This window comes from Pseudomonas sp. 4CAES_32.4 (genome assembly GCF_058136335.1).
On the sequence record NZ_CM176882.1, the window covers coordinates 2,256,941 to 2,282,869 of the forward strand.

At 56.3% G+C, this 25,929-nt stretch carries 34 protein-coding genes, 1 tRNA gene and 3 pseudogenes; 27 read left to right on the forward strand and 11 right to left on the reverse strand.

Features of this window, described 5'->3' with window-relative positions; translation table 11 throughout:
• Positions 1–312 precede the first annotated feature (312 nt).
• From AC3Y64_RS10195 to AC3Y64_RS10230, 8 genes are all read left to right on the forward strand, one after another.
• The gene (locus AC3Y64_RS10195) at positions 313–762 is read left to right on the forward strand and encodes a hypothetical protein (RefSeq protein WP_489987320.1); all 450 of its coding nucleotides are present in this window, start codon (positions 313–315) and stop codon (positions 760–762) included.
• Between the two features lie 201 nt (positions 763–963).
• Positions 964–1,920, forward strand: coding sequence for a sugar ABC transporter substrate-binding protein (locus tag AC3Y64_RS10200; protein ID WP_489987321.1), 957 nt, complete (start codon positions 964–966; stop codon positions 1,918–1,920).
• Positions 1,921–1,976: 56 nt separating this feature from the next.
• Positions 1,977–3,530 carry a sugar ABC transporter ATP-binding protein gene (locus AC3Y64_RS10205; protein WP_489987322.1) on the forward strand — a complete coding sequence of 518 codons (1,554 nt, stop codon included), beginning with the start codon at positions 1,977–1,979 and terminating at the stop codon, positions 3,528–3,530.
• A complete protein-coding gene (locus AC3Y64_RS10210) occupies positions 3,527–4,504 on the forward strand; it encodes an ABC transporter permease (protein WP_126361978.1) in 978 nt (325 codons plus the stop codon). Before AC3Y64_RS10205 ends, AC3Y64_RS10210 begins: the two co-directional genes overlap by 4 nt.
• A gap of 9 nt (positions 4,505–4,513) precedes the next feature.
• Positions 4,514–5,533, forward strand: a complete 1,020-nt coding sequence (locus AC3Y64_RS10215; RefSeq protein WP_489987323.1) for a LacI family DNA-binding transcriptional regulator — start codon at positions 4,514–4,516, stop codon at positions 5,531–5,533.
• Positions 5,534–5,557: 24 nt separating this feature from the next.
• The gene (gene rbsK / locus AC3Y64_RS10220; protein WP_489987324.1) at positions 5,558–6,475 is read left to right on the forward strand and encodes a ribokinase; all 918 of its coding nucleotides are present in this window, start codon (positions 5,558–5,560) and stop codon (positions 6,473–6,475) included.
• Entirely contained in the window at positions 6,472–6,876 is a 405-nt protein-coding gene (rbsD, locus tag AC3Y64_RS10225; protein WP_489987325.1) for a D-ribose pyranase, read from the forward strand. Before rbsK ends, rbsD begins: the two co-directional genes overlap by 4 nt.
• Positions 6,877–6,906: 30 nt before the next feature.
• A complete protein-coding gene (locus AC3Y64_RS10230) occupies positions 6,907–7,935 on the forward strand; it encodes a nucleoside hydrolase (RefSeq protein ID WP_489987326.1) in 1,029 nt (342 codons plus the stop codon).
• A 33-nt stretch (positions 7,936–7,968) separates the two neighbouring features.
• Here the strand turns inward: AC3Y64_RS10230 and AC3Y64_RS10235 are convergent, their stop codons facing one another.
• Complete coding sequence (locus AC3Y64_RS10235; RefSeq protein ID WP_489987327.1) at positions 7,969–8,181, reverse strand: hypothetical protein; 213 nt, start codon at positions 8,179–8,181, stop codon at positions 7,969–7,971.
• A gap of 131 nt (positions 8,182–8,312) precedes the next feature.
• Between AC3Y64_RS10235 and AC3Y64_RS10240 the strand changes: the two genes are divergently transcribed.
• Both AC3Y64_RS10240 and AC3Y64_RS10245 read left to right on the forward strand, forming a co-directional pair.
• A complete protein-coding gene (locus AC3Y64_RS10240; protein ID WP_489987328.1) occupies positions 8,313–8,618 on the forward strand; it encodes a hypothetical protein in 306 nt (101 codons plus the stop codon).
• A 169-nt stretch (positions 8,619–8,787) separates the two neighbouring features.
• Positions 8,788–9,105: an I78 family peptidase inhibitor gene (locus tag AC3Y64_RS10245; protein WP_038364645.1), complete on the forward strand. Its 318-nt coding sequence runs from the start codon at positions 8,788–8,790 to the stop codon at positions 9,103–9,105.
• A gap of 72 nt (positions 9,106–9,177) precedes the next feature.
• Here AC3Y64_RS10245 and AC3Y64_RS10250 read toward each other — a convergent pair whose 3' ends face one another.
• Together AC3Y64_RS10250 and AC3Y64_RS10255 are read right to left on the reverse strand one after the other, a co-directional pair.
• Positions 9,178–9,390, reverse strand: coding sequence for a cold-shock protein (locus AC3Y64_RS10250; RefSeq protein WP_003179963.1), 213 nt, complete (start codon positions 9,388–9,390; stop codon positions 9,178–9,180).
• 290 nt (positions 9,391–9,680) lie between these two features.
• Complete coding sequence (locus tag AC3Y64_RS10255; RefSeq protein WP_489987329.1) at positions 9,681–9,983, reverse strand: hypothetical protein; 303 nt, start codon at positions 9,981–9,983, stop codon at positions 9,681–9,683.
• A gap of 371 nt (positions 9,984–10,354) precedes the next feature.
• Between AC3Y64_RS10255 and thrS the strand changes: the two genes are divergently transcribed.
• The 9 genes from thrS to AC3Y64_RS10300 all read left to right on the forward strand — a co-directional run bounded on the left by thrS (position 10,355) and on the right by AC3Y64_RS10300 (position 17,808).
• Positions 10,355–12,277 (forward strand): threonine--tRNA ligase, encoded by a 1,923-nt coding sequence (thrS, locus tag AC3Y64_RS10260; RefSeq protein ID WP_489987330.1) that lies wholly within the window; start codon positions 10,355–10,357, stop codon positions 12,275–12,277.
• Positions 12,277–12,828: a translation initiation factor IF-3 gene (infC, locus tag AC3Y64_RS10265; RefSeq protein WP_170947229.1), complete on the forward strand. Its 552-nt coding sequence runs from the start codon at positions 12,277–12,279 to the stop codon at positions 12,826–12,828. Before thrS ends, infC begins: the two co-directional genes overlap by 1 nt.
• 60 nt (positions 12,829–12,888) lie before the next feature.
• The gene (gene rpmI, locus AC3Y64_RS10270; protein ID WP_002553160.1) at positions 12,889–13,083 is read left to right on the forward strand and encodes a 50S ribosomal protein L35; all 195 of its coding nucleotides are present in this window, start codon (positions 12,889–12,891) and stop codon (positions 13,081–13,083) included.
• A 28-nt stretch (positions 13,084–13,111) separates the two neighbouring features.
• On the forward strand, positions 13,112–13,468 hold the full coding sequence (gene rplT / locus AC3Y64_RS10275) for a 50S ribosomal protein L20 (RefSeq protein ID WP_007913489.1): 357 nt from the start codon (positions 13,112–13,114) through the stop codon (positions 13,466–13,468).
• Positions 13,469–13,577: 109 nt separating this feature from the next.
• Positions 13,578–14,594: a phenylalanine--tRNA ligase subunit alpha gene (gene pheS / locus AC3Y64_RS10280; protein WP_003226365.1), complete on the forward strand. Its 1,017-nt coding sequence runs from the start codon at positions 13,578–13,580 to the stop codon at positions 14,592–14,594.
• A gap of 26 nt (positions 14,595–14,620) precedes the next feature.
• On the forward strand, positions 14,621–16,999 hold the full coding sequence (gene pheT / locus AC3Y64_RS10285) for a phenylalanine--tRNA ligase subunit beta (protein ID WP_489987331.1): 2,379 nt from the start codon (positions 14,621–14,623) through the stop codon (positions 16,997–16,999).
• A 3-nt stretch (positions 17,000–17,002) separates the two neighbouring features.
• Entirely contained in the window at positions 17,003–17,305 is a 303-nt protein-coding gene (ihfA, locus tag AC3Y64_RS10290) for an integration host factor subunit alpha (protein WP_002553164.1), read from the forward strand.
• Entirely contained in the window at positions 17,286–17,642 is a 357-nt protein-coding gene (locus AC3Y64_RS10295) for a MerR family transcriptional regulator (protein WP_003179985.1), read from the forward strand. Before ihfA ends, AC3Y64_RS10295 begins: the two co-directional genes overlap by 20 nt.
• Before the next feature lie 89 nt (positions 17,643–17,731).
• Positions 17,732–17,808 (forward strand) — tRNA-Pro (locus AC3Y64_RS10300).
• A gap of 79 nt (positions 17,809–17,887) precedes the next feature.
• Here the strand turns inward: AC3Y64_RS10300 and AC3Y64_RS10305 are convergent.
• The 3 genes and pseudogenes from AC3Y64_RS10305 to AC3Y64_RS10315 form a co-directional block, all read right to left on the reverse strand.
• Positions 17,888–18,456 (reverse strand): annotated as a pseudogene (locus tag AC3Y64_RS10305) (tyrosine-type recombinase/integrase); the annotation flags it as partial.
• Positions 18,444–18,632, reverse strand: coding sequence for a YqaJ viral recombinase family protein (locus AC3Y64_RS10310; protein WP_489987945.1), 189 nt, complete (start codon positions 18,630–18,632; stop codon positions 18,444–18,446). The gene AC3Y64_RS10310 and the pseudogene AC3Y64_RS10305, both read right to left, overlap by 13 nt.
• 94 nt (positions 18,633–18,726) lie before the next feature.
• Complete coding sequence (locus AC3Y64_RS10315) at positions 18,727–19,155, reverse strand: hypothetical protein (RefSeq protein ID WP_489987332.1); 429 nt, start codon at positions 19,153–19,155, stop codon at positions 18,727–18,729.
• A gap of 330 nt (positions 19,156–19,485) precedes the next feature.
• On the opposite strand from AC3Y64_RS10315, the gene AC3Y64_RS10320 reads away from it, so the two are divergent.
• The 3 genes from AC3Y64_RS10320 to AC3Y64_RS10330 are packed head-to-tail and all read left to right on the forward strand — an operon-like array spanning position 19,486 to position 20,400.
• Positions 19,486–19,875 carry a phage holin, lambda family gene (locus tag AC3Y64_RS10320; RefSeq protein ID WP_489987333.1) on the forward strand — a complete coding sequence of 130 codons (390 nt, stop codon included), beginning with the start codon at positions 19,486–19,488 and terminating at the stop codon, positions 19,873–19,875.
• Entirely contained in the window at positions 19,872–20,258 is a 387-nt protein-coding gene (locus tag AC3Y64_RS10325; protein WP_489987334.1) for a hypothetical protein, read from the forward strand. Before AC3Y64_RS10320 ends, AC3Y64_RS10325 begins: the two co-directional genes overlap by 4 nt.
• On the forward strand, positions 20,218–20,400 hold the full coding sequence (locus AC3Y64_RS10330) for a hypothetical protein (RefSeq protein ID WP_489987335.1): 183 nt from the start codon (positions 20,218–20,220) through the stop codon (positions 20,398–20,400). Before AC3Y64_RS10325 ends, AC3Y64_RS10330 begins: the two co-directional genes overlap by 41 nt.
• Positions 20,401–20,472: 72 nt before the next feature.
• Here AC3Y64_RS10330 and AC3Y64_RS10335 read toward each other — a convergent pair whose 3' ends face one another.
• A complete protein-coding gene (locus tag AC3Y64_RS10335) occupies positions 20,473–20,874 on the reverse strand; it encodes a hypothetical protein (protein WP_489987336.1) in 402 nt (133 codons plus the stop codon).
• Positions 20,875–20,967: 93 nt separating this feature from the next.
• Here AC3Y64_RS10335 and AC3Y64_RS10340 point away from each other — a divergent pair.
• A pseudogene (locus AC3Y64_RS10340) lies at positions 20,968–21,149 on the forward strand (hypothetical protein); the annotation flags it as partial.
• A 33-nt stretch (positions 21,150–21,182) separates the two neighbouring features.
• On the opposite strand, the gene AC3Y64_RS10345 reads toward AC3Y64_RS10340, so the two are convergent.
• Positions 21,183–21,629: a hypothetical protein gene (locus tag AC3Y64_RS10345; protein WP_122597474.1), complete on the reverse strand. Its 447-nt coding sequence runs from the start codon at positions 21,627–21,629 to the stop codon at positions 21,183–21,185.
• 78 nt (positions 21,630–21,707) lie between these two features.
• Here AC3Y64_RS10345 and AC3Y64_RS10350 point away from each other — a divergent pair.
• A pseudogene (locus tag AC3Y64_RS10350) lies at positions 21,708–22,043 on the forward strand (putative metallopeptidase); the annotation flags it as partial.
• Positions 22,001–22,327: a terminase large subunit domain-containing protein gene (locus AC3Y64_RS10355; RefSeq protein WP_489987337.1), complete on the forward strand. Its 327-nt coding sequence runs from the start codon at positions 22,001–22,003 to the stop codon at positions 22,325–22,327. The pseudogene AC3Y64_RS10350 and the gene AC3Y64_RS10355, both read left to right, overlap by 43 nt.
• A gap of 99 nt (positions 22,328–22,426) precedes the next feature.
• On the opposite strand, the gene AC3Y64_RS10360 is transcribed toward AC3Y64_RS10355, so the two are convergent.
• Positions 22,427–22,570 (reverse strand): hypothetical protein, encoded by a 144-nt coding sequence (locus AC3Y64_RS10360; RefSeq protein ID WP_489987338.1) that lies wholly within the window; start codon positions 22,568–22,570, stop codon positions 22,427–22,429.
• 1,044 nt (positions 22,571–23,614) lie between these two features.
• On the opposite strand from AC3Y64_RS10360, the gene AC3Y64_RS10365 reads away from it, so the two are divergent.
• On the forward strand, positions 23,615–23,941 hold the full coding sequence (locus AC3Y64_RS10365; RefSeq protein WP_489987339.1) for a hypothetical protein: 327 nt from the start codon (positions 23,615–23,617) through the stop codon (positions 23,939–23,941).
• Positions 23,942–24,656: 715 nt separating this feature from the next.
• On the opposite strand, the gene AC3Y64_RS10370 is transcribed toward AC3Y64_RS10365, so the two are convergent.
• Positions 24,657–25,010: a hypothetical protein gene (locus tag AC3Y64_RS10370; RefSeq protein ID WP_489987340.1), complete on the reverse strand. Its 354-nt coding sequence runs from the start codon at positions 25,008–25,010 to the stop codon at positions 24,657–24,659.
• Positions 25,011–25,094: 84 nt separating this feature from the next.
• Complete coding sequence (locus AC3Y64_RS10375) at positions 25,095–25,364, reverse strand: hypothetical protein (RefSeq protein WP_489987341.1); 270 nt, start codon at positions 25,362–25,364, stop codon at positions 25,095–25,097.
• A gap of 229 nt (positions 25,365–25,593) precedes the next feature.
• Between AC3Y64_RS10375 and AC3Y64_RS10380 the strand changes: the two genes are divergently transcribed.
• Positions 25,594–25,923 carry a hypothetical protein gene (locus tag AC3Y64_RS10380; protein ID WP_489987342.1) on the forward strand — a complete coding sequence of 110 codons (330 nt, stop codon included), beginning with the start codon at positions 25,594–25,596 and terminating at the stop codon, positions 25,921–25,923.
• Positions 25,924–25,929: the final 6 nt, after the last annotated feature.

The following is a 25,929-nucleotide window of genomic DNA, read 5'->3' on the forward strand; positions in this document are numbered from 1 at the left end:
GGTTCATCTAGATGCACCCCGAACCGATCTGAATGTCTGGGGTGCTTGGGAAGAGCAGGATCTGTACCAGTCGGACTTTGCATGAAGGAAATGTTTAACCTGATGATTTAAATCAAGTTTTTATGGGGGTCTAAGTAGCGGGGCAAATGCTTTATCCGGGTTTCCGAACGATGGCGGCGTTCACGTTCGGTTCGCCGAAAAGGACTACAGATCCTGTCGAACGAATCGGCTTGCCGAATCAGGGCTTTCTGCTAAAGAAAGCCTCGCGCAAGCCGATGGTTGTTCAGGGAAACTAAAATTAAGGAAGTCCACATGTCACTGACGATCGGTTTTTCTAACCCAGGCGCAGTCACTATCGGCGGCAAAACCGCAGCGACAATCAATGCATTGAATGAAGCGGGAGCGGACGCTTCCAGCGAAGCGTTGGGCACTGAGAAAGCTCATGGCAATCAGGTTCGAACCGGCGGTGGCGCCGCGCCGGAAGACACCAAGGCTGAAGGCAGCGATAACCAGAGCGTGACTGTCAAAACGCTATTGAAGCGGATGCAGGAATTGCAGAAACAGCTTCAGGAACAGCAGCAGCGATTGGCCGCGGCACAGGCTCACAGCTATCCGACGCCCGAAGCCAAATCGCAGGCAGTCATGTCCATTCAGGGGCAGATCGCGCAAACCAGTGGCGAGTTGATGCAGGTCGCGGCTGCACTGGTCAAGGAAATGACCAAGGACTCCACCAGCGGCAACCTGGTCAGCACCACGGCATAAGCGACCACGGGGCGAATCAGCGGATTCGCCCTACAAAAAATGACGACGGTCGATTGTTGACAAATGTCGGCGGGATTCGCATAGTTCGGTCTACGCAAACGTTTGCGCGGCTTTCCCGGTGGCCTGTCTCTCCGAAGAAAGCGATGTAGCTTACGCCGGCGCAAGCGTTGCTCACAATAATCATAAGATCGGAGTGAACCCATGAAGCTGCCATTCGCTGGACGTCTTCTTGCTGTCGCTATGCTGGCTGCCACAGCCGCCGCACTACCTGTCTCTTCGGCCTTCGCCGAGTCCCCGGAAAAACCCAAAGTCGCGCTGGTCATGAAATCCTTGGCCAACGAATTCTTCCTGACCATGGAAGACGGCGCCAAGGCTTATCAAAAAGAACACTCCGCCGATTTCGACCTGATCTCCAATGGCATCAAGGACGAAACCGACACCGCCGGGCAAACGCGGATTGTCGAGCAAATGATTCTGGCGAAGGTTAACGCCCTGGTGATTGCACCTTCTGATTCCAAGGCCATGGTGCCGGTGATCAAGAAAGCCGTCGATGCCGGCATCACCGTGATCAACATCGACAATCAGCTCGATCCTGCAATCGTCAAAAGCAAAAACATCAGCGTACCCTTCGTAGGCCCGGACAACCGCAAAGGTGCGCGTCTGGTCGGTGAATACCTGGCCAAGCAGCTCAAGGCTGGTGACGAGGTCGGCATTATTGAAGGTGTCTCGACGACCACCAACGCTCAGCAGCGTACCGCAGGCTTCAAGGACGCGATGGACGCGGCGCAGATCAAGGTCGTTTCGCTGCAATCCGGCGACTGGGAGATCGACAAGGGCAACAAGGTTGCCGCCTCGATCCTCAGCGAATACCCCGACGTCAAGGCGCTGCTGGCCGGCAACGACAGCATGGCGGTCGGCGCCGTTTCCGCAGTCCGTGCTGCAGGCAAGGCCGGTCAGGTGCAGGTCGTGGGTTACGACAACATCAACGCGATCAAGCCAATGCTGAAGGACGGCCGTGTGCTGGCCACTGCTGACCAGTTCGCTGCCAAGCAAGCGGTGTTCGGCATCGAAACCGCGCTGAAAATCATCAAGGGCGAAAAAGTCGACAGCGGTACCAACGGTGTGATCGAAACACCGGTCGAGCTGGTCACCAAGTAAGTCTTCTGGCGACACAACGGCGCTCGTCCGTCCGGGCGAGCGCATGGAGAGTTTTTATGTCAGTTTCCGCCCCGAACGCTGTCCTCTCGGTCAGCGGTATCGGTAAGACCTATGCGCAACCGGTGCTCACCGGCATCGATTTGACGCTGATGCGCGGTGAAGTACTGGCGCTGACCGGCGAGAATGGCGCCGGTAAAAGCACCTTGTCGAAAATCATTGGCGGACTGGTCACGCCGACCACTGGCCAGATGCAGTTTCAGGGCAAGGAGTATCGCCCGGGCAGTCGCACTCAGGCTGAAGAGCTTGGCGTGCGCATGGTCATGCAAGAACTCAATCTGTTGCCGACGCTGTCGGTGGCGGAAAACCTGTTTCTCGACAACCTGCCGAGCAACGGCGGCTGGATCAGCCGCAAGCAATTGCGCAAAGCGGCGATCGAAGCCATGGCGCAGGTTGGCCTCGACGCGATCGATCCGGACACGCTGGTCGGAGAATTGGGCATCGGCCATCAACAAATGGTCGAAATCGCTCGCAACCTGATCGGCGATTGCCATGTGCTGATTCTCGATGAGCCAACCGCGATGTTGACGGCGCGTGAAGTCGAGATGCTTTTCGAGCAAATCACCCGGCTGCAGGCGCGCGGTGTCTCGATCATTTACATTTCTCACCGCCTCGAAGAGCTGGCGCGCGTCGCCCAGCGAATTGCAGTGCTGCGCGACGGCAATCTGGTCTGCGTCGAGCCGATGGCCAATTACAACAGCGAGCAACTGGTCACGCTGATGGTAGGGCGTGAACTGGGCGAACACATCGACATGGGGCCGCGCAAGATCGGCGCGCCGGCGCTGACGGTCAACGGCCTGACCCGCTCGGATAAAGTGCGCGATGTTTCCTTTGAAGTGCGTGCTGGCGAAATTTTCGGAATATCCGGATTGATCGGGGCAGGGCGCACGGAGTTGCTGCGGCTGATCTTCGGCGCCGATCTCGCCGATAGCGGAACGATCGCGCTCGGTTCGCCGGCACGGGAGATCAGTGTGCGCTCGCCGGTCGATGCGGTACGCAATGGCATTGCCTTGATCACCGAAGATCGCAAGGGCGAAGGGCTTCTGCTCAGTCAGTCGATCAGCGCCAATATCGCACTGGGTAACATGCCGGAAATTTCCCGTGGCGGGGTCGTCAACAACGGCGACGAAATCTCTTTGGCGCAGCGTCAGATCGACGCCATGCGCATCCGCAGTTCTAGCCCGACACAGCTTGTTTCAGAGTTGTCAGGCGGTAACCAGCAGAAAGTGGTGATCGGCCGCTGGCTGGAGCGTGATTGTTCGGTGCTGCTGTTCGACGAGCCTACCCGTGGCATCGACGTCGGTGCCAAGTTCGACATCTATGGCCTGCTCGGCGAATTGACTCGTCAGGGCAAAGCGCTGGTGGTGGTCTCCAGTGACCTGCGCGAGTTGATGCTGATCTGCGACCGGATCGGTGTGCTGTCGGCGGGTCGTCTGATCGACACTTTCGAGCGTGACAGCTGGACCCAGGATGATTTGCTTGCCGCCGCATTCGCCGGCTACCAAAAACGTGATGCGTTGCTCAATGAAGCGGCGCCAAGGGATCTCCCATGAAAACTGCATCTTCTGCCGGCAAACGTAGTGGCAACTTTTACGGGCTGGGCACCTATCTGGGCCTGGCCGGTGCCTTGCTGGCGATGGTGGCGCTGTTCTCGGTATTGAGCAGCCACTTTTTGTCCTATAACACCTTCAGTACGCTGGCCAACCAGATTCCTGACTTGATGGTGCTGGCGGTTGGCATGACCTTTGTGCTGATCATCGGTGGCATCGACCTTTCTGTCGGGTCGGTGCTGGCGCTGGCTGCTTCCACTGTCAGCGTAGCGATTCTCGGTTGGGGCTGGGGTGTCTTGCCTTCGGCGTTGCTTGGCATGGCAGTGGCGGCATTGGCTGGCACTGTCACCGGCTCGATCACCGTGGCCTGGCGTATTCCATCGTTCATCGTCTCCCTTGGCGTGTTGGAAATGGCCCGGGGTCTGGCCTATCAGATGACCGGGTCGCGCACTGCCTACATCGGCGATTCGTTTGCCTGGCTGTCGAACCCGATAGCGTTCGGCATCTCGCCATCGTTCATCATTGCCTTGCTGGTGATATTCATCGCGCAGGCGGTTTTGACCCGCACGGTGTTTGGCCGTTATCTGATCGGCATCGGCACTAACGAAGAGGCGGTGCGGTTGGCCGGGATCAATCCTAAACCCTACAAGATTCTGGTGTTCAGCCTGATGGGGTTGCTGGCCGGGATTGCGGCGCTGTTCCAGATTTCGCGTCTGGAAGCGGCAGACCCGAATGCCGGCTCTGGTCTTGAGTTGCAAGTTATTGCGGCGGTGGTCATCGGCGGAACCAGCCTGATGGGCGGGCGCGGTTCGGTGATCAGCACATTCTTTGGCGTGTTGATCATTTCTGTACTGGCGGCCGGTCTGGCGCAGATCGGCGCTACTGAACCGACCAAACGGATCATCACCGGTGCGGTGATTGTTATCGCTGTGGTGCTCGACACTTATCGCAGTCAACGCGCCAGTCGCCGGGGCTGAGATACCGATATGGCAACGATCAAAGATGTAGCGGCACTCGCAGGAATTTCCTACACAACCGTGTCCCACGTGGTGAACAACACGCGCCCGGTGAGCAAGGAAGTTCGTCTGAAAGTTGAGGCGGCCATCAAGAGCCTCGACTACGTGCCCAGTGCGGTGGCGCGTTCGCTCAAAGCCAAAACCACCGCAACCATCGGCCTGCTGGTGCCGAACAGTCTCAACCCGTACTTCGCCGAGCTGGCGCGGGGGATCGAGGACTACTGCGAGCGAAACGGCTACTGCGTGATCCTGTGCAACTCCGACGACAATCCGGAAAAACAACGCAGTTATTTACGCGTGCTGCTGGAAAAACGCATCGATGGGCTGATCGTTGCCTCCGCTGGTGGCGACAGTGGCCTGGCGCAGGGTTTGGCGGGTGTGAAAACGCCAATGGTCATCGTCGACCGTGGGCTGGATGGCGTCGACGCCGATCTGGTGCGCATTGATCACGAATACGGCGCGTACCTCGCCACCCGGCATCTGCTCGAATTGGGTCACCGCGACATTGCCACCATCGGCGGCCCGGCAAGTACCAGCGTGGCGCAGATGCGCCAGGCTGGTTATTGCCGAGCGCTGAATGAGGCGGGCATCGAAGTTCGCCAGGCGCGCATGCTGGAAAGTGATTTCACCAGCACGGGCGGTTACAACGCGGCGGCGATTCTGCTGGAAAGCTATCCGCCCAGCGCGATTTTTGCCGGTAACGACATGATTGGTATCGGTGTGTTGCGTGCAGCAGCCGAGCGCAACGTGCGTGTGCCGAGCGAACTGTCAGTGATTGGCTTCGACGATATTCAGATGAGCCGTTATGTGTACCCGGCACTGACCACCGTCGGCCAGTCGATCCTGCAGTTGGGCGAAATGGCTGCGGAAGTATTGCTGCGAAGAATTGCGACACCGAATCTGGGCACCGATCAACGCATCGTGACCCCGAGTATTGTCTTGCGCGAATCGACCGCGCCGCTGTCCGGCGTGTTCACCGAATACCGCTGAAACCGAATTGACGAGTACTGATGTATGCCAGCAAATGTAGTGGTAATAGGCAGCCTGAACATGGATCTAGTCACCCGGGCGCCACGGCTGCCCCGGGGCGGTGAAACGCTGATCGGTCACTCCTTCACCACCGTCTCGGGTGGCAAGGGCGCCAATCAGGCGGTGGCCGCGGCACGCCTTGGGGCGCAGGTCGCGATGGTCGGCTGCGTCGGCAACGATGACTATGGCGTGCAATTGCGCGACGCTTTGCTGGCCGAGCAGATCGACTGTCAGGCGGTCAGTACCGTTGAGGATTCCAGCGGTGTGGCATTGATTGTGGTCGATGACAACAGCCAGAACGCCATCGTGATTGTCGCCGGTGCCAACGGGGCGATGACGCCAGCGGTCATCGATCAGTTTGATGCGGTGCTGCAAGCCGCCGACGTGGTGATCTGCCAGCTCGAAATTCCTGATGCCACGGTGGGCCATGCGCTCAAACGTGCGCGTGCACTGGGCAAGACCGTCATTCTCAATCCGGCGCCTGCTAGTCGACCGCTCCCAGTGGACTGGTTTGCCGCGATTGATTATCTGATTCCCAACGAAAGCGAAGCTGCCGCATTGAGCGGGCTGCCGGTCGACTCGCTCCCAACAGCGGAAAATGCCGCCAGTCATCTGATCGCCCTCGGCGCGGGAAAAGTCATCATCACCCTCGGTGCTGAAGGCTCGTTGTTCGCCAATGGCCAAGGCTTCGAGCATTTCCCGGCGCCGAAGGTGAAAGCAGTCGATACCACCGCCGCAGGGGACACCTTTGTCGGTGGTTTCGCGGCTGCGCTCGCCAATGGCAAATCCGAAGCCGAGGCCATTCGTTACGGGCAGATCGCTGCGGCACTGTCGGTTACCCGCGCCGGCGCGCAACCGTCCATTCCCACCATGTCCGACGTACAGGCCTTTAAACCCGCATGAAAAAGACTCCTTTGCTCAACGTCGCACTGTCACGACTGATTGCATCCTTGGGCCATGGCGACATGGTGGTCATCGGTGATGCTGGATTGCCGGTACCGCCGGGTGTCGAGCTGATCGACCTGGCGCTGACGCACGGTATCCCTGATTTCGTCAGCACTCTGAAAGTCGTACTCAGCGAGATGCAAGTGGAGAGTCATGCGCTGGCCAAAGAGATCTTCGACAAGCAGCCGGCAGCGTTGACCGCGATCGATGCGTTGCATGACGAAGGTGAACTGGGCCGTCGCGACCTGCTCAGTCATGAGCAATTCAAAGTCCTCAGCCGACAGGCGCGGGCGATTGTTCGTACAGGCGAATGTCAGCCGTACTGCAACATCGTGCTCGTTGCTGGGGTTACGTTCTGATTTTTGATTTCACTGCACAAGGAATGCGCCATGCAACGCTATGCTCACAAACTGCATCAATTGATCCGGAGCCTGCTGCTTTTGTCCGTGATAACTGCCACCGGCGCTCACGCGGCGGAAAAAATCGACCTGATCATCGACACCGATCCCGGTGCTGATGACGTGGTTGCGTTGTTGTTTGCCCTGGCCTCGCCGGATGAACTGAACATTCGTGCGCTGACCACCGTGGCCGGCAACGTGCGCCTCGACAAGACTTCGCGCAACGCGCGTCTGGCCCGCGAGTGGGCAGGGCGCGAGGATGTGCCGGTCTATGCGGGCGCTCCGAAACCGCTGATGCGCACGCCGATCTATGCCGAGAACATCCATGGCAAGGAAGGCCTGTCGGGCGTCACCGTTCACGAGCCTAAAAAGGGTTTGGCGGAAGGCAATGCGGTCAACTACCTGATCGATACCCTGAAGAACGCCAAGCCGCACAGCATTACCATTGCCATGCTCGGCCCGCAGACCAACCTGGCACTCGCACTGATCCAGGAGCCTGAGATTGTTCAGGGCATCAAGGAAGTGGTGATCATGGGTGGTGCGCACTTCAATGGTGGCAACATCACCCCGGTGGCTGAGTTCAACCTGTTTGCCGACCCGCAAGCGGCTGAAGTGGTGCTCAAGAGCGGTGTGAAGCTGACTTATCTGCCGCTGGACGTGACGCACAAGATCCTCACCAGTGATGCACGTCTGAAGCAGATTGCCGCGCTCAACAACAATGCGAGCAAAATCGTCGGCGACATCCTCAATGAGTACATCAAAGGCGACATGGAGCACTACGGTATTCCGGGTGGCCCGGTGCATGACGCCACTGTCGTGGCTTATTTGCTCAAGCCGGAACTGTTCACTGGTCGCTCGGTAAACGTTGTGGTAGATAGCCGTGAAGGACCGACGTTTGGGCAAACCATTGTTGACTGGTATGACGGTCTGAAAGCACCGAAGAATGCATTCTGGGTTGAAAATGGCGATGCCCAGGGCTTCTTCGACTTGCTCACCGAGCGTTTGAAACGCTTGAAGTAAGCCATCAACCCGCAGGTGCCAGCTTGCGGGTGTTTACACCCTCTCTGCGTGCGCATGTCCGGCCTGTTCGGTCGGGTAGCGCTCAAAAATCTGCTTGATGAATTGCTGGGCCGCTTCCGTGCCCAGTTCTTTGACCAATAGATCGATACCAATCAACGCGAGTTCTTCAGTGGTCCCAGGGCTGTAAGAGCTGTGTCCGTCTGCCCATTTGGCGTTGATGGCGGCGTCGATGCTGATGGTGGTCATGGGAGCGCTCGAAAAGTCGATAGGTCTGTGTTGCGAGTTAACCATTTTGCCGGGCATTTGGCACTGCGACTTAGGCATGAGCACAGTGCTATGCGACACTTGGTCTTTTCCGGCGACCCAAGGACCGTGTTGTGCAGATCGATTTGAATACCCCTGATGGCCTAACGCTTGACGCGGTGCGTCAGTTGCTGGCCTCGGCCAGTGATGACGAACACACCCAACTGCGCGTGACGAAGGGCGGTATTGCCTATATTTCCAAGGGCGTTACTGGTGGGCAGGACATCGACGGTTTGCTGTTTCGTCTTGAGACGTGGGCCAAGGGCTCGGGGTATGTCGGAAATGTCGCAGCCAGCGATGAGGTTTGGGTGATGCAGATTTTCAATGCGCTCAAGGATAACTGGCCCAATCCGCCGTTTGACTACATCGACATTTACTGAGCGCCGTTAATATTCAGTCACGATTGATTGATGAATTGCCGCATGCCGCTCAGGCACACTCGGCGTTTTTCCGATCGTGGGGCAGGGTGATGGCCTTGGCCTTGAAACCAAACGCCGGAATGGCGGTCGCACGATCTCAGCTTAACTTTATTGAATACAAGGAGGCTTCATGCCTTTGAAGTTCGCGACACTGGGTGCACTTATGGCCGCTGCAATGTTGGCCGGTTGCAGCACGACCTCCAGCGAGTCGGCAAAGGAATCTGCGGCGACCGAAGCCGGTCACAGTCGCTGTGAAGCAACGGCGGCGGAGTTCGCCATTGGCAAGAAAGCTTCCCCAGAGCTGTTGGAGCAGGCTCGCGCCAAAGCCGGTGCACAGAATGCCCGGTTCCTCAAGCCCAACGATATGATCACGCTGGAGTACCGCTCCGATCGCTTGAACCTGAACACCGACAACAACCTGGTGATCACGCGCGTCAACTGCGGCTGATCGCAGCTCGCTTTTGTTGCAGGCATAAAAAACCCCGTCACATGGACGGGGTTTTTTTAGTGCGCCGAGAAATTACTCTGGGCGAACCTGTGCAGCTTGCATACCCTTTTGGCCTTTCTCAGCCACGAAGGAGACGGTCTGGCCTTCTTTCAGGCTTTTGAAACCGTCGGATTCGATAGCTTTGAAGTGTACGAACAGGTCGTCACCGCCACCTTGAGGAGTGATGAAGCCGAAGCCTTTTTCATCGTTGAACCATTTAACGGTGCCGGTTTGGCGATTAGACATGGTGTATCTCCAAGAAACATATATTTTCAGTAGTACTGTGTTGCTCAGGCCAACTGGGCACACCGGAGTATCATAGTCGAAATGTTCGCTTTGGTAGCCCCCCGGACGTGCTGTTTGCCAATCAGTCGTGTTTTCTTTACTGCCTGTTTTTGCTGGAAGCCCCGGTTTAAAAGGGTTTGCGCGGAACGTAAAGACAATAAAAAAACCTGTAAAACCTGCATAAATCCTCTGAAAAGGCTCATTTCGAGCACTTTTCGCCAGCCTTTAGCCGATCATGCAGGCCTTTTTGATCATTTTTTCGCCGGGGTGTTCGCCTTGCATTTGGCGATTTGGCCCAAGGCTTTCTGTTGCAGTTCAGGTGTGGCCTTGTTGTCCATCAATGCCTGAATGTCGGCGGCTGGATAAGACTTGATGGCGTCAGCGCCACACGCGCAATGGGATTTGGCTGCAGCAGCGCCGATCTGTGGAGTCGCCGCCTGGGTGCACTGGGCCATGTACTTGTCACGCTCGCCCTTCGGCCAATCGGCGTGGGCGCTCAGCGGCAGCAGCAGAACAATGGGGGCGACTACGGCGAACAGGGTATTCAGACGCATGCGAGGATGCTCCTTGTGGGTCAATGTCTTGTTATCTGAGGGCTGAAGGGCCGATCAAGTTCAGCACTCTGGCATAAAAACGGACGATTCGCCTTCTGATGAAACAGAGGCATAAGTGACCGCTCATCTGTGCTAGCATGCCGGGCTCAAGCGTTCTCAGGCTCCGGATGACCTTGAGTCCCGGCGCGGTCGACGTGCGAATATTCTCGATTTGAATCCCAGTCACTCTGGTTCGGTTTTCCGGTTGGCCGCAAGGCTCCTGCCGCTGTAAGGCAGGCGTTCGTCATTGAATGGCCTGGATCGGATCTTGTACTGGCTCATCCCAACCCACGTGACCTTTGGTAGGGGTCACCACTAGGAGAGGAGGCGCCATGCCAACTATTACTCTTCCCGACGGCAGTCAACGTTCATTCGATCACCCGGTTTCCGTAGCCGAGGTCGCCGCATCCATCGGTGCCGGTCTGGCCAAAGCCACCTTGGCCGGCAAGGTCAATGGCCAATTGGTCGACGCCAGCGACATCATCAGCAATGACGCGACCCTGCAAATCATTACGCCAAAGGATGAAGAGGGGCTGGAGATCATTCGCCACTCCTGCGCTCACCTGGTTGGCCACGCGGTCAAACAGCTGTATCCGACTGCGAAAATGGTCATCGGCCCGGTCATCGACGAAGGCTTCTATTACGACATCGCCTTCGAGCGTCCTTTCACTCCGGACGACATGGCTGCGATCGAACAGCGCATGCAGCAGTTGATCGAGAAAGATTACGACGTCATCAAGAAAGTCACTCCGCGTGCCGAAGTGATCGAAGTGTTCAAGGCCCGCGGCGAAGACTACAAGCTGCGCCTGGTCGAAGACATGCCGAACGAACAGGCCATGGGTCTGTACTATCACGAAGAATACGTCGACATGTGCCGCGGTCCGCATGTGCCGAACACCCGCTTCCTGAAATCCTTCAAACTGACCAAGCTGTCGGGCGCCTACTGGCGTGGCGACGCCAAGAACGAGCAATTGCAGCGCGTTTACGGCACCGCTTGGGCAGACAAGAAGCAGCTCGCGGCTTACATCCAGCGCATCGAAGAAGCTGAAAAGCGCGATCACCGCAAGATCGGCAAGCGTCTGGGCCTGTTCCATACCCAGGAAGAATCCCCGGGCATGGTGTTCTGGCACCCTAACGGCTGGACTCTGTACCAGGTGCTTGAGCAGTACATGCGCAAGATCCAGCGCGACAACGGCTATCTTGAGATCAAAACCCCTCAAGTCGTTGACCGCAGCCTGTGGGAGAAATCCGGGCACTGGGCCAACTACGCCGACAACATGTTCACCACTCAGTCGGAAAACCGCGACTACGCCATCAAGCCGATGAACTGCCCTTGCCACGTGCAGGTGTTCAACCAGGGCCTGAAGAGCTATCGCGAGCTGCCGATGCGTCTGGCTGAATTCGGTGCCTGTCACCGTAACGAGCCGTCGGGTGCGCTGCACGGCATCATGCGTGTGCGTGCGTTCACTCAGGACGACGCCCACATCTTCTGCACCGAAGAGCAGATGCAGGCTGAATCCGCCGCGTTCATCAAGCTGACCATGGATGTTTATCGTGACTTCGGCTTCACCGATGTCGAGATGAAACTGTCCACTCGTCCGGAAAAACGCGTCGGTTCCGACGAGCTGTGGGATCGCGCGGAAGCCGCATTGGCTGCAGCCCTTGATTCTGCGGGCCTGCCGTACGATCTGCAGCCGGGCGAAGGTGCGTTCTACGGTCCGAAGATCGAGTTCTCGCTGAAAGACTGCCTTGGTCGAGTCTGGCAGTGTGGTACTCTGCAGCTCGATTTTAACCTGCCTGTCCGTTTGGGCGCTGAATACGTCTCTGAAGACAACAGCCGCAAACACCCAGTGATGTTGCACCGCGCGATCCTCGGTTCCTTCGAGCGTTTCGTCGGGATTCTGATCGAGCACTACGAAGGTGCTTTCCCTGCCTGGCTCGCGCCAACGCAGGCGGTGATCATGAATATCACTGATAAACAGGCAGATTTTGTTGCAGAGGTTGAAAAAACTCTCAACGAAAGCGGATTTCGTGCCAAGTCCGACTTGAGAAATGAAAAGATCGGCTTTAAAATCCGCGAGCATACTTTGCTCAAGGTTCCTTATCTTTTGGTTATCGGAGATAAGGAAGTCGAGATGCAGACTGTCGCTGTGCGTACTCGTGAAGGTGCTGACCTGGGCTCGATGCCCGTCGCCCAGTTCGCTGAGTTTCTCGCGCAAGCGGTTTCCCGGCGTGGTCGCCCAGATTCGGAGTAATTATTATTAAGCGTGAAATGAGACAAGATAAACGAGCTGCACCGAAAGCCCCGATCAACGAGAATATCTCGGCACGCGAGGTTCGGTTAATTGGGGCTGAGGGTGAACAGCTTGGGATTGTGTCAATTGAAGACGCGCTTCTTAAGGCTGAAGAGGCCAAACTGGATTTGGTGGAAATTTCCGCCGATGCAGTACCCCCTGTTTGCAAACTGATGGATTACGGCAAATCGATCTTCGAGAAGAAGAAGCAGGTTGCCGCGGCCAAGAAAAACCAGAAGCAGATTCAGGTTAAAGAAATCAAGTTTCGTCCAGGGACGGAGGAAGGGGATTACCAGGTAAAACTGCGCAACCTGGTACGTTTCCTGAGTGATGGGGACAGGGCCAAGGTATCCTTGCGATTCCGCGGCCGTGAGATGGCCCACCAGGAGCTGGGGATGGAACTCCTCAAGCGGGTTGAAGCTGACTTGCTCGAGTACGGTTCGGTCGAACAGCATCCTAAGATGGAAGGACGCCAGCTGATCATGGTCATCGCCCCGAAAAAGAAGAAGTAATCAACAGGGCACGGCAGGCCTTCTGATTATGTTTATCAACTGAATGCGGAGTATCCGAACATGCCAAAAATGAAAACCAAAAGTGGTGCTGCTAAGCGGTTTCTGAAAACTGCTAACGGTATCAAGCACAAGCACGCTTTCAAGAGCCACATCCTGACTAAAATGTCGACCAAGCGTAAGCGTCAACTGCGCGGTAGCAGCTTGCTGCATCCGTCTGACGTGGCAAAAGTCGAGCGCATGCTGCGCCTTCGTTAATTTTAGTCAAGAATAGAGGAAGTAACTCATGGCTCGTGTAAAGCGTGGCGTCATTGCCCGTAAGCGTCACAAAAAAATTCTGAAACTTGCTAAAGGCTACTACGGTGCACGTTCGCGCGTATTCCGTGTTGCCAAGCAAGCGGTAATCAAGGCAGGCCAATACGCCTACCGTGACCGTCGTCAGAAAAAACGTCAGTTCCGCGCTCTGTGGATCGCTCGTATCAACGCTGGTGCTCGTGTTAACGGTCTGTCCTACAGCCGTTTCATCGCTGGCCTGAAAAAAGCGTCCATCGAGATCGACCGTAAGGTTCTGGCTGATCTGGCAGTGAACGAAAAAGCGGTGTTTGCTGCGATTGTCGAGAAAGCTAAAGCCACCTTGGCTTAAGTACCCCCGACAATCACCCGACCTCACTTCCGTGGGGCCAGGTGGTAAACGTCTTAAATAGGGGAAGAGCCTTCAAGCTCTTCCCCTATTTTGTATCTGGAGTCTGTACATGGAAAACCTGGATGCGCTGGTCTCTCAAGCACTAGAGGCTGTGCAAAGCGCTGAAGATATCAATGCCCTGGAGCAAATCCGGGTTCAATACCTTGGCAAGAAGGGCGAATTGACTCAGGTGATGAAGACCCTGGGGAATTTGCCGGCAGAAGAGCGTCCGCAAGTCGGCGCCCTGATCAACGTTGCCAAGGAACGTGTCACAGGCGTACTCAATGCGCGCATGGCCCTGTTTGAAGAAGCCGAACTGGCTGCCAAACTGTCCGCCGAATCCATTGACGTGACGTTGCCGGGCCGTGGCCAGACCTCCGGTGGTCTGCATCCGGTGACCCGGACTCTGGAGCGTGTTGAACAGTTCTTCACCCGCATCGGCTACGGCATTGCCGAAGGCCCTGAGGTCGAAGACGACTATCACAACTTCGAAGCGCTCAACATCCCAGGCCATCACCCGGCCCGGTCGATGCATGACACCTTCTATTTCAACGCCAACATGCTGCTGCGCACCCATACCTCGCCGGTACAGGTCCGCACCATGGAATCGAAGCAGCCGCCGATCCGCATTGTCTGCCCAGGCCGTGTGTACCGCAGCGACTCCGATATCACCCACTCGCCGATGTTCCACCAGGTCGAAGGCCTGCTGGTTGATCGCGACATCAATTTTGCCGATCTCAAAGGCACCATCGAAGAATTCCTGCGCGTGTTCTTCGAAAAAGAATTGGCTGTACGTTTCCGTCCTTCGTACTTTCCGTTCACCGAGCCATCCGCTGAAGTCGACATGGAATGCGTGATGTGCAGCGGCAAAGGCTGCCGTGTCTGCAAGCAGACTGGCTGGCTGGAAGTGATGGGCTGCGGCATGGTTCACCCGAACGTGCTGCGCATGTCCGGCATCGACCCGGAAGAGTTCTCGGGCTTTGCCTTCGGCATGGGCGTCGAGCGTCTGGCCATGCTCCGTTACGGCGTGAACGACTTGCGTCTGTTCTTCGACAACGACTTGCGGTTCCTCGCGCAATTTCGCTAGTCGTAACGAATTCTTAGGAGAGCAGGATGAAATTCAGTGAACAATGGCTGCGTGGCTGGGTTAGCCCGCAGGTAAATCGCGACGAGCTGGTTGCTCGTCTGTCGATGGCCGGTCTTGAGGTCGATAGCGTTACGCCGGCCGCCGGCGTATTCAGCGGCGTGGTGGTGGGCGAGGTGCTGAGCACCGAGCAACACCCTGATGCCGACAAGCTGCGCGTCTGCCAGGTCAGCAACGGCGCGGAAACCTTCCAGGTCGTGTGCGGAGCGCCAAACGTGCGCCCGGGCCTGAAGATTCCGTTCGCCATGATCGGTGCCGAACTGCCGGGCGATTTCAAGATCAAGAAAGCCAAGCTGCGCGGCGTCGAGTCCAACGGCATGTTGTGCTCGCAAGCTGAACTGCAGGTGGGTGAGGGTAACGACGGTCTGATGGAACTGCCGGCCGATGCGCCGGTGGGTGAAGATTTCCGCGTGTATCTGGATCTGGAAGACGCCAGCATCGAAGTCGACCTGACCCCGAACCGTGGCGACTGCCTGTCGCTGGCCGGTCTGGCTCGTGAAGTCGGCGCACTGTACGACGCACCGGTCACCCGTCCGGCGGTCATGACTATTCCTGCCGTGCACGATGAAGTGCGTTCGGTAGAAGTGCTGGCGCCTGCGGCGTGTCCACGCTACCTCGGTCGCGTCATCCGCAATGTCGACTTGTCCAAGCCGACGCCGTTGTGGATGGTTGAGCGCCTGCGTCGCGCCGATGTGCGCAGCATCGACGCTGCCGTCGACATCACCAACTACGTGATGCTTGAGCTGGGTCAGCCACTGCACGCTTTCGATCTCGCCGAAATCAATGGCGGCATTCGTGTGCGCATGGCGGAAGAGGGCGAGAAGCTGGTGCTGCTCGACGGTCAGGAAGTCAGCCTGCGTAGCGATACGCTGGTGATCGCCGACCACACTCGCGCGCTGGCGATTGCCGGTGTCATGGGTGGCGAGCACAGTGGTGTGTCCGCGACCACTCGCGACGTTTTCCTTGAGTCTGCTTTCTTCGACCAGATCGCTGTCGCTGGCAAGGCTCGTTCTTATGGCCTGCACACTGACGCTTCGCACCGCTACGAGCGTGGCGTTGACTGGCAACTGGCCCGTGAAGCCATGGAGCGCGCCACCGGCCTGCTGCTGGAGATCACTGGCGGTGAAGCCGGCCCGGTCATCGAGACCGTCAGCGAGCAGCATCTGCCGTCTATCGCGCCTATTACTTTGCGTTCCCAGCGCATCGCTCAGATGCTGGGCATGGAAATGGATTCTGCACAGGTCGAGCGTCTGCTCAGCGGCCTGGGTCTGGGCATTACTGCTGACGGTGAAGGGCAGTGGCAAGTAGAAGTACCAAGCCATCGCTTCGATATCAGTCTGGAAGTCGATCTGATCGAAGAACTGGCTCGCTTGTACGGCTACAACCGTCTGCCGGTTCGTTACCCGCAAGCGCGTCTGGCGCCACAGGCCAAAGCAGAAGCGCGTAGCGACTTGCCTGAACTGCGCCGCCTGCTGGTGGCTCGCGGTTATCAGGAAGCGATCACTTACAGCTTCATCGATCCGCGTCAGTTCGAACTGTTCAACCCAGGCGTTGAGCCGCTGTTGCTGGCCAATCCGATCTCCAATGACATGGCTGCCATGCGCTCGTCGCTGTGGCCGGGTCTGGTCAAGGCACTGCAACACAACCTCAATCGTCAGCAAGATCGCGTGCGCCTGTTCGAAAGCGGTTTGCGCTTCGTCGGTCAGCTGGAAGGTCTGAAGCAAGAGCCAATGCTGTCAGGTGTGGTCTGCGGTAGTCGCCTGCCGGAAGGTTGGGCGCAAGGTCGCGACACCGTCGATTTCTTCGACGTCAAAGCTGACGTGGAAGCTGTCCTCGGCTTCGCTGGCGCTTTGGATTCGTTCACCTTTGCACCGGGCAAACACCCGGCGCTGCACCCGGGTCAAACCGCGCGCATCGAGCGGGAAGGGCGTGAAGTCGGCTTCATCGGTGCCATTCACCCGGAATTGTCGAAAGCGTTGGGTCTGGATCGTCCGGTCTTCGTTTTCGAGCTGGTTCTGGCTGAAGTGGCGCTCGGTAAAATGCCGAAATTCCATGAGTTGTCGCGCTTTCCTGAAGTGCGTCGTGACCTTGCATTAATTGCACACAAAGACGTCGCAGCCTCAGCTGTACTGGACGTAATCCGTGAAAATGCAGGCGAATGGCTCACGGATCTCAGGCTGTTTGACGTATATCAGGGTAAAGGCATTGATCCTGATAGAAAAAGCCTTGCAGTTGGCTTGACCTGGCAGCATCCATCGCGCACTCTTAATGACGATGAGGTGAATTCGACGACGCAAAATATCCTCACCTCGCTCGAACAAAGGTTGAACGCCACGTTAAGGAAGTGACGTATGGGGGCTTTGACGAAAGCTGAGATGGCGGAACGTCTGTATGAAGAGCTGGGCCTGAACAAGCGGGAAGCCAAGGAATTGGTAGAACTGTTTTTCGAGGAAATCAGGCACGCTCTTGAAGACAACGAGCAGGTCAAATTGTCCGGTTTCGGCAATTTCGACCTTCGGGACAAACGCCAGCGGCCTGGCCGCAACCCGAAAACGGGGGAAGAAATCCCGATCACGGCTCGCCGTGTGGTCACCTTTCGTCCAGGGCAGAAGTTGAAGGCCCGAGTTGAGGCTTATGCTGGAACCAAGTCATAACGACGAACTACCCGTCATCCCGGGCAAACGCTACTTCACCATTGGTGAAGTCAGCGAGCTGTGTGCCGTAAAGCCACACGTGCTGCGCTACTGGGAGCAGGAGTTTCCTCAACTCAACCCCGTCAAACGCCGCGGAAACCGCCGGTATTATCAGCGCCAGGACGTGCTGATGATCCGGCAAATCCGCGCGCTCCTTTACGATCAAGGGTTCACCATCGGCGGCGCACGCCTGCGCCTCTCCGGCGATGAAGCCAAAGACGACACCACTCAGTACAAGCAGATGATCCGGCAGATGATTGCCGAGTTGGAAGACGTATTGGTGGTTCTCAAGAAATAAAAAGCTGCGTTTGAATACTTCCAGTTTTCAAAAGCTTGCGCTATATTCTTGAGCGTTCTTCGAGGTGAAGAATGAGTTGCAAGACCAATCGGGGCGTAGCGCAGTCCGGTAGCGCACTAGCATGGGGTGCTAGGGGTCGAGTGTTCGAATCACTCCGTCCCGACCATATAATTCAATGACTTAGGCTAATGTTCACAGCATTGGCCTTTTTCATGCGCGTGACATTTGCGTGACTTCTCCATTTCTCACGCTTGCTTCCTCTTCAAAATTGTCAGCACCGGCCCACGCGAATCGGTTGCTGATACCATGTTCGCAGCCTCTATCAGATGCCCGAGCTCAGCGCCCGAATAGTGACTGGTGATGCTGCCGTTCTTGTGGCCCAGAAGCGCCTTTCGGTCTTCTTCGGTTACGCCCGCCGCTCGAAGGCGACGGCCGAACGTGTGCTTCAAATCGTGAATCCTGATCGACAGATAGCCAGGGTGAGCGGGGCGAAGGTTTTTCTCCTGCAGAGTTTCGCCGCTCTCACTCGCGCGCTCTTCCAAGCCGAGTCGTTCATACGATGTATTGCGTTGCCGTTGTAAGGAAAAACCCATTCCTTGCTCTGGCCGCGCTGCTTGTCGATGACCGACTTGGCAACACCGTTCAGCACCACCAGGCGCTCGTCGCCATTCTTCACGCCAGAACGTTCGTGTCTGCCACCAAAGTCAGCCGGGATCAGGAACACGCTGGTACGGAGCTCCGGCACCGAAATCTCCCATTCCCACCTCAGCTTGCAAACTTCCTGCTCGCGACAGCCAGTGTTCACCTTGAACAGCAGCCCTGAATCTGCGGCATGTGTTCCTCGGGCATGCCCTCCAGCCAAGTCCTGACGTGTATCGCCTCGTTGAAAGGGCACTTTGATTCGGTGCCGCCGTCGTCGTTGATCAGGCCGTCTGGCGAGCATCCGCTCCGCTGGTTGCCGTTGGGCGCGGAGGGGAGTGCATTCGGGATTGGTCGGGGAGATTGATGACTAGCTGCGCGGACTCATTGCGGTACGACACGCAGAAAAAAGCCCGCGAGAGAGGCGGGCTTCAGTGGGCAGTCTTCAGAGGCAGTCGGACTTGCCTATCTGAAACTCAACTATCGGTGAGCTGGTTGAATCCTTGTACAGAAGGTTTATGGAAAGACCCGTTTTTACGAACTGTCCTAAACCTTTTTCATTGCAGAATGCAGAGACTGCAAGCGCTTTAGCGTCCTTGGTGAACTCATCGGTATCGATTTCGTCCTTCGCTACTTTTGTGAGTGTGTAAGAGATACGCATGACCTCATCGCTGTAGGTCACCGAGTCGATGCGAGTTGAGTCATCAGATGCTTTTCCGGACTGAACACTCATGATTAGCGCGAGACCTTTTAGCTGGCGTTCACGCTCCTGCATTTTCTCTTCCGGAGCTGTCTTCGCATGCCATACCTGTACCAAGATGAAGAGCAAAGTCATTGCCGAGAAAAATATGATTCTTCCGCGATTCTGTTTCAACTGAGTTACCGTAGCAAAAAGCCATTACTTATTTGACCATGCCGCTAGGAGCATCTCAAGCTTGCGGAGCTGCCGGTTACGTTTCCGGCGCCGAGTTCCACGGCCGTGTTCAATTCGCCAGCGCTCGATAGCAACCGATTCTGGGATTTGATGCAGGTGGGCGGTTATAGGCCGCAGTTTCGTCCGCATCGGGGTGTGATCTGGCAGGTGCCAATCCCTGCATCAACCCGTGTTCATTCCTCCGGGTCTCGGCAGCGCGGACTTGCAGCGCCGGGATCACGATGGAGCGCATATTGCCAACGGTGCGCCTACGAGCAGGAGCGCCCGACGGTGGTGATCTCCAACCTCGAAGCCAGCCAGTTGTCGTCCGCGATGGATGATGGCCTGCTCATGAGCATGGCTATTCGCAGTGATCACGCTCTCGGCTGCCCCGGTTATTACGACCAGAAAGGGCTTGGCAGGCCGAACAACGGTGTGAGCCACGCCCGCATGCTGGAGTGTGCTCTCATGTACGACGCGAAGGAAACCAGTAAGCGCCGAATTGTGTTCGAGGCGCTGATCTGTGGATCGCTGAGCTTGGTCGCGTCGAGTCTTATTGAGTGGATGGCCTGGCCTTCCAGTTTGTCGGTCGCTGCCGGCGGCACGCTCGGCTTCCTTGGCGTGACAGGCATTCGCGAGCTGGTGACCCGCTTCCTCAGTCGCAAGGCGGATGCCGCATGAAGGCCTTCGCTGCTGCAATCATCATCGCCCTGGTTGGCCTGCTCCTCATTGGGATTCAGCAGTCGCGCGTCGTCGCCCTTCGCGGGGAGGTGGCATTCGAAGCCAGCGAGAAGAAGAAGGCGGTGGACGCCAACCTCGAAAGCCAGGCCACGATCACCACGCTGCGCGCCGAAGCCCAGCGCAACGCCGATTACCAGAAAGACCTGAACAAGCGGTTACAGGCAAGCCAGGCCAAAGCCAAAAAGGCGGAGAAGAACTTTGAAGAACTCAAGCGCAACAGCAAGCTTGTTCGTGATTGGGCTGCTCAGCCTCTGCCTGACGGCCTGCGCGGGAAAGCCGCCAGTGGTAACAAAGACAGCGGCGGTAAGGGTCGAGCCCCCTGAGCTGGTGCTATGCGAGCGGGTAGCTGATGAAGACCTCGCCGACAACGGCCAGCTGTGGGAGCTGAAGAACCAAGCGATCAACCTGCTCGACACCTGTGCAGACCAGGTGGACGCACAGATCAAGCGCAGTCAGAGCAAGTAGGTCGCGACACGTTTCCGAGTCAGCAAATTGTGTCGCATCAAATGAAAGACGTTAGCCGGTGTGCCACCTGCGTCAGGCTCTTTGCCTTTTCAACGTAACGGCGAGCATGGCTGTCGAGACTATTCCAGGCATTAGGAATATGCACGTGAGTTCGGGAAGCCCGCGCAGGTGGTAGGCGAGAAACATGCCCCAGATCATGGCTACCACAGCAGCCAATGCAAGTGATCGAGGGTTGCGTACGTTTGGTGAGGCTGCCATCGCAAGAGCATAAATTTTCCAGGCTGACCATATCCCAAGCAGCGAGATGATAAATGCGCCTATACCTCCCAGCAGGACTAGAGGGTGCTCTTGGATGAGAAGAAAGAGTGGAATGAACAAAGCCGCGATGCCAACTGCGAAGAGGAGGGTGATCGGCAGAAGCCCGACAAGTGCTCCGATTGTCAGCGCGACTCGCAATTTTGCTAGGTTTTCCATTTTCTACCCTTAGTTCTGCACCGTTGGTTGCGCGGACTTAATACCGGCAACAAGCCATTATTTCAAGCTCAAAGGGGACTATGGGCAGGCCATGATGATCGCTATGCTGGTGTGCATCCGGAGTGCACTGTATGCACTGACCCTCATGGGGCCGAAAGGCGAAGTGACGCTGTTCGGGCTTGGCCCCCAAGTGCGACGACGTGCAATGCCTGGGTGCGATGCGTCTGGGTGAGCAGAAGCTGATTGATGTGCTGCTTGATGGAGGGGAAGGGTAGGTAAGCCGCAGGATTAGTGCGGCTTTGGCTTAGTTACTTGTATGCGAAGGTAATCTTAGCGCTGACTAGAGCCTGTCCATTGATTGTTACCTTGCAGAATTTCACGGGGGTGGACTTTTCCCCGTCGGCCTCATCTGGCTCGCATTCAAGAAGGCCCGTCTTGTCACCGAATGGCAGTTGTTCGCCCTTTGTGGCTTTGCTGAGGTCTATTCGGAACGGTTGACGGTAATTCGCCCCTGCGAGAACTTGTGGCTCGCCATCGCTCAGGAAGCCCGAGCGCGGAGTGGCGCACAGAGTGCCTACAACCCGTTTGCCATCAATAATGTTGGCATCTGTGTAGCAAACAATTTTTCCAGCCTCGGTGACGAGATTAGACGGACCCAAGTTGGTCCAGGTCTCTTCTGGAATAGCGACGCATCCGAAAAGAGTTGTGGCAGCAAGCAGGCAGGCTGCAGCGGGGCGAACATGAGCAAAAAACATGCGGATAAGTGTCCTTACGAATAAAAAGGCGCACACAAATACAGGCAATTAGCCACTATTTCAAGCTAAGGGTGATCCATGGATAGGCCATACCCTCCCTTGTCGCTTATCGAATTATCAGAGCAATCGGACTTTGGTATTCGCCTGACCCCGGCTCCCGAGGTGTGGGAGTGGCTGCAGTCCCAGATCCTTGCTGACACCGGCAGCATTCACAATGAAGAATACGCCCGTCTGATCGACGCGGACATTCGTGTGATGTGGGCGTCTGCCGCCTTCACGAAGAAGGGTCGCACGGTAGTCGGCCAGGCTGAGCAGGTAGCGTTCCGCGCTGGAGGTTGGCAGAAAGCCCGGATGGAGCAGCAGATGCTGGATTGGTTCGGCGACGTGCCGGCCTACATCATCACCCTGGCTGCTGCCTGTCGACGATCGTCTGCAAGAGCATGGAGCACCCGCACCGCATCGTCGGCTTCAACATCGCTCATGCGTTGGTCGACGAGATCGACTGCATGGCGATCAAGAAGGCTGACAGCGCGTGGAAGAAGATCATCGCGCGGATGTCCACGGTGTGGCCGACCCGAGCCATGAACACCATCGACGTCACCACAACGCCGGAGGGCTTCAACTGGGTCTATCGCAAGTTCGTCAAGGAGCTTGTCGCCAAAGCGCAACGACCGGCTCTACGAAATTACAAGGGCTAAGCACGATCTTGCCGAGCTAAAAAAACTGTTCGACGTTGCGAGCTCTAAAAACGGGAAGTCCCCAGAATAGAAAAAACATCGATCCATTTCCTAGATCGCTTATATAAAAAACGAACCTCGGCCATGCCGGGGTTTTTTTATGCCTGCAAAGCGGGCAAACCATACCCAAGGGGTGCACCAAGGTAAGGTGATCGCCGCGAGGGTTCCTGCCTCGAATGAACCCAGAACTTTCTTCTCACTCATTTGATGCTCCTTGCGTTATTCGCGCCGAAATTGGCGCAATCCCAGTCCTTGGGCTTGCAGGCAAAGGACCGAGTGGGTTCCTCCATCCTCTAAATTGAGCTCATTTTTGCTAAGAGCAGAATTTGCTCTAGTCGTTCAAGAGTTGCCTCTTTCTTTGAGCTCGGAAGCATTGAATCTTCGGTGTTGGCTATTGCATGAAGCCATTCTCTAGTTTTTTGCGAGACGAGTGTTGTCGAAGGAATAGCGTGTGTGTTGCCAGTTGGCATATGAAGGCGTGCTACATCCCACTTTTCTACCGGCCAATCGATTAGTACTGCGATCAGCCCGTCTCTGAGGTTCTGAAATTCTTGGTATTTACTAGAGTGCGTTTGGTTAAGCGCGATCTTCAGTTTCACAGTGCGATGTGGCATTGCCAATCCTTTGTCGTATGCAAGGCATTGCGCTACTACGCAACAGTGCCAGCTCGCCACTGTCCTTCCATCCACGCTGGATGCCCGGACAGTGGCAATGGCCAGGGCAAGCTTTACCGGTATGATGGGAGACTATCTTCAGTAATCGGAAAGCAGTTGATGCGTCAGTTTCTTGTGTTTGCTTTGGTGTGCGTCTTATCTGCCTGCACCAAAGTCGGGCGGCCTATATCCCATGCGGAGACTGATCAAGTAACTAAAGGGGTTACCACTCGCGAAGAGCTTCTGAATCGTTTAGGACCACCTTATCTACTGAGCGAGGACGGGAACGGAAACGGTATGGTTACCTGGGTCTATGTTCGGTCGAGTTTTTTAGGGTTCGGCTATAAAAGCCAAGCGTTTACCGCGAGGTTTGATTCTTCAGGCAAAGTCATCGACTCATTGTTGACAGAGAAGTCGGAGCCCACCGCACGCAGGTGAGACGCATTGCCGATCCCTGTCTAACGTTGGGCTTTTTGCATCGGTTCATCGGGTGCTTTACATTGCCCGCATTTCCACAGGAGTGACCTGCATGAAACTGATCTTAGTAGCGGTTACTGCGGTGACTGCACCACCTGCCTCGTCATCGGGGGCGTAAATGGAGCTGTCTCGCCTCAATGAGCTCTTTTTCGAGAACAACTGCGTGGCTTCGATGCAGCTCGAAGTGGTGGATTTAAAATACAACCTCACGCTGTCCATGACTTCTGCCTATGATCCTGAAACCGAGGGTGTGACGGCTGTTTTTCATGACATCAGCACACTGAACCTAAGCGGCTTCGGTGGCGGGCTAACCCAATTCATGGATCTCGTCGTGACTCGCATCGATGACGGTCTGGATAGAATTCGGTACGAGCTGAGGGATAGTGAGGACGAAAAAATCTCGTTTTATTTCTTCACCTTCAGTGTGCCAGTCCACAAAGAGTAAATATGCGGATTTTGATAGGAGCGCTGGCGTTAGCGCTTTTGGCGGGGTGTGCGACTTCGCCAACGCCTTCCAATGAAGCCAAGCAGGCGCCGGCCAGTCAGCTTTCGGCCTACCAGGCCACGCCCTCAGGGGCATACACTGCAGTGATCCGCGACTCTGGGCAGACTGGAAGCCTTTGTTCAATGGCCGTTTTCATCGATGGAAAGCAGGCCGCCAAGCTCGACCCAGGCCAGAAGGCATCGTTCTATCTACCGCCTGATTCGGTTTCAGTCGGTGCGGCTCACACTGGATCTGGAATTTGCTCCGTGGGCGCAGCCCGAGTGGAGCGGGAAGCGATAGTGAAGACGGCGCGGTCAGGAAATACCGAGTTTTCACCGGGGCGATTGACATACTGCCCACGACTCTCTGAACAGACCGCCTCCGGGCGGTTTTTTATTGCCTGGAGAATGGCATGTGCTCAGCAATTATTTACACCCAAATGACCAAAGTGATGCTCTCCGGATCGCTTGCAAAGAAATTTTTTCGCAGCAAGCAATTCCGCCTTTTTACGTTTTTTGACTTCAGAAGTTTGAGCATTCTGCCTCTCTACCTGCTCCCGACCACTTCTCCCCAAAAAAAACAAATATTGCGTAGCGCGGCTGAGCATTAGGCCAAAACAACAAACCGATCAGTCAGATCGGCTTTTTTGTGCTCGCACAAAACCCGCGCATCAGGCTCAGCCCTTCTTTGCAGCCCTTTCAAGTACCACGACGCAGGCACCATAAAAGTTCTTGTGAAACTCGAATATGGTCTTCTCTCGCGTCGCTTCATCCGAATACTGCGGAATGGCGTACGCCTGTTCGATCAACGTCTTGTACAAACCGCCCACATACTCGTTTTGTTTTCCTGCCTCCTCGGCCATTTTGTGCAGTTCGGAGATGGGCAGGCCTCCTTGCCTGGCCTTCATTACCGCTTTGGCCGAGTTTTCTACACGTGCGCATTCTTCGAGACCATCTTTCGAGACATCGGCACTGTGTGCTGAAAGGCTGATGAACATCACTGCTAATGCCGTAAAACTACGTTTGATCATGACGCGTCATCCCTGATTTTGAGCGCGAACTTTAACATTCATGGCTCAGCGCCACCATCCGATGCGTTTTGGCAGCACTCCAAGTCACTGCCCGGATTTTTTAACATCCCCCGAATCACTTGAGCCGGCTGCATCCTTCTGCGTTTCGTGGGTTTCTGCTCCGGAGTTCGAACCCGACGCTTCTTCGCCTTTCTTGTCGGCCTTGTCCTCATTAGAAGCCGATCCGCCCTGGTTCACCCCGGGGATAGCCGTCGGCGGAGCCGAAGACGCACCGGTTTTTTCTGCAGCGAGTGAAAACAGCGGGCAAACGGAAACAAGACCAGCGAGCCCGAGCGCAACTATTTTCTTGTTCATAACGTCGATTTCCAATGTCGGGGGATGTACTGCTTTGGAAGCGCGCGTGTGCGGAACGTGCGGGACATCAGACCAGCGGCCTCTGAGCAAAGGCTCGGTCGGCGGCGAAGGTGTGTGGCAGCTGAGGATTTGCCTTCGCAAAAAACCACTGAAAGGCGGCAAATTGCTGGCCCCCGAGCCGCGCTTTCAACGGCAAACTCGCCTTTTTTCAAAAGGTTAGGTTGGCACCATGCGGACGATTGTCATCACCGTTGCAACGCTTTCCCTGGCTGTTCTCGCCTCGGGAGTTCAGGCGAAGGAATTAAGTAAGGGTCATCGCTTTGCGTGCACTTGGGGTTCGGATATTGCAGCCGGTGCCCAGCAATCGAAGCTGTCCGGCGTCTCACTGTACGGCGCGCGCAAGCAATTGCAGGTGCGCAGGTTTCAGCAGCCGTGGATGCGCATGACGGCGATGGGTATCACCGAACAGACTTACAACAGCAGCTCGAAACTCAAGCCTGCAGCGGTCAAGCAGACGTATTACGAGCAGTGCGTCAGACACGAATTGGCGCAGCGTTAAGATGCC